The following is a 1,663-nucleotide window of genomic DNA, read 5'->3' as shown; positions in this document are numbered from 1 at the left end:
CCCCCAAACCCCCTTAAAAAGCGGATGCGCGAACTGTTCGGGTTCCCCGACAGTGTAGCGCACCAAGCAGCGTGCTCAGATCCGGATCTTAGTCCCCCTGCTTGGTGCAACACATGCGGAGGGAACCTCCGCGTGGTTGCATCCGCTTTTTAAGGGGGATTTAGCGGCGTTTTTATGTCTAGGGTTCCCCCCGAATAAAAAAACGACAAGACAGGGGGATTTCTAGGGTTTTCGCTTTTATCTAGAAGGGGACGATCGAGTGGGTTTGGTGGCTGCGGGTGGTTTATTTGACAATCGCGCATTTCGGCCAGGTGAAATAGAATGTCGTCCCCTTACCAAGCTCGGACTCTAATCGAATTGTACCGCCTTCGGCTTCGATGATTTTTTTGACGATCGCCAACCCAATTCCCGTACTGTCGGAGCGTTGTTGCTGATTTACGGCTTTTAAGATTTGAAACATCCGCTCTTGATGTTCTGGGGCAATCCCTGAACCATCATCAGACACCGCAAATTCATAGAAATCGCCAAGCTCGACGATCGCCATCCGGATCGTGCCTGCCTCGGAATGATGATGTTCGATGCCGTTGCCGATTAGATTGACAAATACCTGAAATAATGGTATGCGTTTGGTGATGAGGGTTGGTAGCTCGGTGGGGAGATCGATCGTAAATGTGGGCGGTGGAGCCAGTGTATCGATGACCTCCGCCAGCAATCGCGCCACGGCGACGGGTTCGATCTGGTCGTCGCTGCGACCGACGCGGGCATAGTTGAGCAATCCATCGATCGTCGCTGCCATGCGATCTACACGGCTCCGCAACAGGGTCATTTGCGTTCGCAAAGCGTCTCCGTTGGAGAATCGAGTATTGGCGGTAAGTTGTCCCTCCAAGTCATCTTCAATCCAATTGGAGAGATTGGCAACGGCGCGCAGGGGTGCTTTGAGATCGTGGGATACCACATACACAAATGAGTCTAGCTCGCGGTTGCGCTCTTCCAAGTTGGCTTGGGTTTGCCTGCGATCGGTAACATCGCGGGCGATGCCATACATTAAGTTTTGCTCTGGGTACGGCATTGTACTCCACGACAGCCAGCGATAGGAACCATCTTTGCACCGATAGCGATTTTCAAAGTTGCTACTCTTCACACCTGCTTTTGCCTCAGATGTCATCATCACCGTTAAATCGTGGCGATCGTCAGGATGTACGAACTCGATAAACGGTCGCGCCATTAATTCGGCGATCGTAAAGCCCAATACCTGCTCCCATGCGGGATTGAGCCTGATGAAATAACCATCCAAATTACCGATTGCCAGCAGATCGATCGACAGATTGAAAAAGCGATCTCGCTCTTGCTCGGCGGCGATGCGCAATGTCTCCATCCGTTTGCGGTCGGTAATTTCTTGGACTACTGTATTTACGCCAATAGTGCGATTTTCTAGATCGGTTTGGGGATAAAAACTGGAAATCCACGATCGCAGTACGCCAGGTTGAGCGGGATTGGTGCCACTCACCTCTAGATCGACAATTGGCTCGCCCGACTCGATGACTTGGCGATAGATTGGCTCTACATCGTCAGCTAATTCTGGTAACAGTTCCCGCAGCGGATGCCCGATATGCGCCGCCACCGAGGCACCATTGATCTGCGCCAACCGCTCGTTGATCCGCAC

1 protein-coding gene is annotated in these 1,663 nt (G+C 52.3%); it reads right to left on the bottom strand.

What is annotated here, in order from left to right:
• Positions 1–283 precede the first annotated feature (283 nt).
• Positions 284–1,663: PAS domain-containing protein (locus RMO84_RS05365; protein WP_310487444.1), on the bottom strand; the 1,380-nt coding region annotated here is incomplete at its 5' end.

The organism is Chamaesiphon sp. VAR_69_metabat_338, from assembly GCF_031423935.1.
Taxonomy (GTDB): Bacteria; Cyanobacteriota; Cyanobacteriia; order Cyanobacteriales; family Chamaesiphonaceae; genus Chamaesiphon.
The sequence above is the reverse complement of the archived record's forward strand: the minus strand, read 5'-3'. Positions and strand labels throughout refer to the sequence as shown.